The organism is Micromonospora sp. S4605 (assembly GCF_003176715.1).
Classification (GTDB): domain Bacteria; phylum Actinomycetota; class Actinomycetes; order Mycobacteriales; family Micromonosporaceae; genus Micromonospora; species Micromonospora echinaurantiaca.
On record NZ_QGSW01000435.1, the window covers coordinates 1 to 3,799 of the forward strand.

Sequence of the window (3,799 nt, forward strand, 5' to 3'; positions counted from 1 at the left end):
CGGCGGCGGCGCGGGCGGCGGCCAACGGTCCGTCGGGGCGGGGGAAGGGCAGCCGGTCGATGACCACCAGCTGGCACGAGTCGCCCGGCACGTCCACCCCCTGCCAGAGCGACATCACCCCGAACAGGCAGCTGGACCGCTCCTCGCGGAACCGGCGGACCAGCAGCGGCAGCGACTCCTCGCCCTGCAACAGCACCGGCAGGTCGGTCCGCGCCCGGACCAGCTCCGCCGCCTGCTGCGCGGCCCGTCGGGAGGAGAAGAGCCCGAGCGTACGCCCGCCGAGCGCGCCGACCAGCGCGAGCAGTTCCTCGCCGGCCGCCTCGGGCAGGCCGGAGACGCTGGGCCGGGGCAGGTGCGCGGCGACGTAGAGGATGCCCTGCCGGGCGTAGTCGAACGGCGAACCGACGTCCAACGCTCGCCAGCCCGGACCGCCGGCCACCGCGCCGCCCGCCGTCCCCGGTCCGCCGGCGGCCGAGTCGGCGTCGCCGGTGGATCCGCCTGCGTCCCCGCGACCGTCGGCCGCCCCCGATCGGACCGTTCCGCCGGCCGCACCCGTTCCGCCGGCCGCACCCGATCCGGCGGCGGCCCGGCCCGGGCGTCCGGTCGAGGCGGCGAGGGCCGCGGCGGCCGGTGACGGCGGCGACGCCGGTGGGGCGTCCAGGCCGAGCGCCCGGGCCACCGTGTCGAACCGGCCGCCCAGCGCCAGGGTGGCCGAGGTGGCGACCACCGTGCGGTCGGAGTAGAGGTGGGTGGCGAGGGTGCCGGCGACCGAGAGCGGCGCGACCACCAGCGCCCGGCGCCCGGTGTTGTCGTTCCTCTCCACCCAGGCGACGTCGTGGTCGGCCTCCTCCAGCAGCCGCTGCGCGGTGTCGGCGAGCTCGTCGAGCACGGCCTTGGCCTGCTGCTTGCGTACCGGGTCCGGGTCATCGGCCTTGATGTCGCCGATCGCGTCGAGCGCCGCCCGGGTGGCCGAGTCGAGCAGGGTGCACGCCTCGCGCAGCGGGCCGGGCAGGCCGGTGGTGATCCGCCCGGCGGGCGCCTCGGCGAGCCCGACCGCGAGCGCGTCACCGGCCGCGGTGAGCGCCTCGGCGGTCTCCGGCCGCAGCAGCGGACGGGCCCGTCGCGCGGACCGGTCGATCAGCTCCGGCACCAGCTCGGCCTGGGCCGCCGAGGAGACCCGGTCGGCCAGCTCGTGCGCCTCGTCGACGACGAGCAGCTTGTGTGGCGGCACGATCTGCCGGCCGGCGAGCATGTCCACCGCGAGCAGGCTGTGGTTGGTGACCACGATGTCCGCCTCCCGGGCCCGGGCCCGGGACGCCTCGGCGAAACACTCGGCGCCGAACGGGCAGCGGGACGCCCCGACGCACTCCCGCGCCGGCATCGAGACCAGCCGCCAGGCCTGGTCGTCGACGCCCGGGTCCAGCTCGTCCCGGTCGCCGGTGTCGGTCTCCGCCGCCCAGTCGCGCAGCCGCTGGACCTGCTTGCCCAGCCGGCCCGCCTCGCCCAGCCACCTGGTGCCGCCGCCGGGCCGGGGCGACGCCGGGGCGTCGAAGAGGGTGTCCTCCGGCTCCTCCTCGGTGGAGTTGTCGAGCCGGGCCAGGCAGAGGTAGTGGTGCCGCCCCTTGAGCACCGCGAAGGTGGGCCGCCGGCCGAGCAGCGGGGTGACCGCGTCGGCCAGCCGGGGCAGGTCGTGGTCGACCAGCTGGGACTGCAACGCCAGGGTGGCGGTGGAGACCACCACCGGCCCGTCCACGGTGAGCGCCGGCGTCAGGTAGGCCAGCGACTTGCCGGTCCCGGTGCCGGCCTGCACCAGCAGGTGCTCGCGGGCCGCCACGCACTCCTCGATCGCCGCCACCATCTGCTGCTGGCCCGGGCGGGCGGCGCCGCCGGGCACCGCGCCCACCGCGGCCGCGAGCAGCTCCGCGGCGCTCGGCCGCTCGCCCCGGCGCCGGCCGCCGGCGCGGGTTGACGGGACGGCGGAACCGGCGGCGGTACGGGGCGGGGTCACCGTGCGACGGTACCGGTCCGCGCCGACAGCGGCCGGCGGGCTCCGCCCGTGGCGCGGTAACGGTACGGACTCTCCGGGGGCGCCCGGTTACTTCCCGTGCGGCGGTCCCTGGGCGGTATCGGTTAGGGTGCGACTCATGCCGAGCGACGTGGTCCGCGTGATCTACCGCAAGTACGACGGCAGCGCCCACCGCGACTACCCGGCCCGCCGGTTGACCGAGGACGACCTCGGCGTCTGGCTCGGGGTGACCGCCGGCACGAAGTCCGTCTACCACGGCCGGCCGTCGGTGGAACAGATCCCGTTCGTCCTGCTGGTGCCGCACCACGCCTGGTGGACCGGCATGTTCAACCCGCCCCCGCGCACCAGCGAGGTCTACTGCGACATCGCCAGCCCGGCCCGCTGGGAGAACGACGACACCGTCCACCTGGTCGACCTCGACCTCGACGTGGTGCGCCGGCGGGCCACCGGAGCGGTCGAACTGCGCGACGAGGACGAGTTCGCCGAGCACCGGGTCCGGTTCGGCTACCCGGACGAGGTGGTCGCCGAGGCGGAGGCCGCGGCCCGCTGGCTCTTCGGCGCGCTCGGCGACGGCACCGAGCCGTTCGCCACCTCGTACCGGAAGTGGCTCGCCCTGGTGGTCTGAGCCGCCGCCGGCGTAACCAGCGGGGCCCGGCGGCCGGGGTCACCAGCGGGGCGGCCAGGTGTCCTCGGGGTCGAGCGGCGGCAGGTGCGCCACCTTCTCCGGGTTGAGCTGGTTGAAGATCCCGGTCACCAGGCCGTCGTGCACCGTGACCGCGCTGACCAGCCGGATCGGCCGGCCGTCGGAGTGCACCGTCTCCAGGTGCAGCCCGAGCACCCCGTCGACCAGCACCGGGCGGGACCGCACCGTGCCGGCGTAGCGGCCGGCGCGGCCGAAGAGGCCGAGGGTGAACCGGGCGACCTTGTCCACGCCGACCACCGGGTGGCGGGCCGCCGGGAAGTGCCCGCCGCTGTCGCCGAGCAGCACCACGTCGGGGGCGAGCAGCTTGACCAGTTCGGCCAGCTCACCCGACTCGGCGGCGGCCACGAACGCGGCGAGCACCCGCCGCTGCTCGGCGGTGTCGGCCGTGTGCCGGGGCACGTCCGGCGCGTTCACCGCGCGCCGGGCCCGGGAGGCCAACTGGCGGGCGGCCGCCTCGCTGGTGCCGAGCACGTCGGCGATCCGGGAGAACGGGACGGCGAAGACGTCGTGCAACACGAAGGCCACCCGCTGCTCCGGCCCGAGCCGCTCCAGCACCACCTGGAGGGCCATGCCGACCAGGTCGGTGCGGACGGCCCGCTCGGCCGGGTCCGGCGCGTAACCGTCGGCGCTCGGCCCCTGGTCGAGCGGGGCGACCACCGGCTCCGGCAGCCACTGGCCGTGGTACGCCTCGCGGCGGACCCGGGCGGAGCGGAGCACGTCGAGGCAGATCCGGGCGCAGGTGGTGGTCAGCCAGGCGCCGAGGTGGTCGACCTCGGCGCGGGCCGCCGGGTCGGCGAGCGCTCCCGCGTACCGCAGCCAGGTCTCCTGCACGGCGTCCTCGGCCTCGCTGCGGCTGCCCAGCATCCGGTACGCGACCGCCAGCAGCCGCCCCCGCTCGGCCTCGAACTCCGTCGCCAGGTCCCGCACCACCGCCCCCTCCCCAGGCCGACCAACGACCGGCCGACGCACATTCTCCCGCCCGCAGGGACGCGCCACGCACCCGGAATGTGACACGTCCGCCGGACGTGCCGGACGATCGGCCCTCAGCGCCCCTCGCGAGAGGGTAGGAA

Annotated in this window: 2 protein-coding genes and 2 pseudogenes; 1 reads left to right on the forward strand and 3 read right to left on the reverse strand. The window is 76.7% G+C overall.

All coding sequences use genetic code 11. The annotated features are described in order from the left end of the window. A pseudogene (locus DLJ47_RS37820) lies at nt 1–439 on the reverse strand (helicase C-terminal domain-containing protein); the annotation flags it as partial. Between the two features lie 198 nt (nt 440–637). Next, nucleotides 638–2,008, reverse strand: a pseudogene (locus DLJ47_RS33410) (ATP-dependent DNA helicase); the annotation flags it as partial. A 136-nt stretch (nt 2,009–2,144) separates the two neighbouring features. Here DLJ47_RS33410 and DLJ47_RS33415 point away from each other — a divergent pair. Next, a complete protein-coding gene (locus DLJ47_RS33415) occupies nt 2,145–2,651 on the forward strand; it encodes a DUF402 domain-containing protein (RefSeq protein WP_088996262.1) in 507 nt (168 codons plus the stop codon). Between the two features lie 39 nt (nt 2,652–2,690). On the opposite strand, the gene sigJ is transcribed toward DLJ47_RS33415, so the two are convergent. Next, nucleotides 2,691–3,656 carry an RNA polymerase sigma factor SigJ gene (gene sigJ / locus DLJ47_RS33420; RefSeq protein ID WP_109906115.1) on the reverse strand — a complete coding sequence of 322 codons (966 nt, stop codon included), beginning with the start codon at nt 3,654–3,656 and terminating at the stop codon, nt 2,691–2,693. Nucleotides 3,657–3,799 lie beyond the last annotated feature (143 nt).

Coding starts and splice junctions, on each gene's coding strand:
- DLJ47_RS33415 (WP_088996262.1), top strand. CDS start 2,145: ATGCCGAGCGACGTGGTCCGCGTGATCTACCGCAAGTACGACGGCAGC.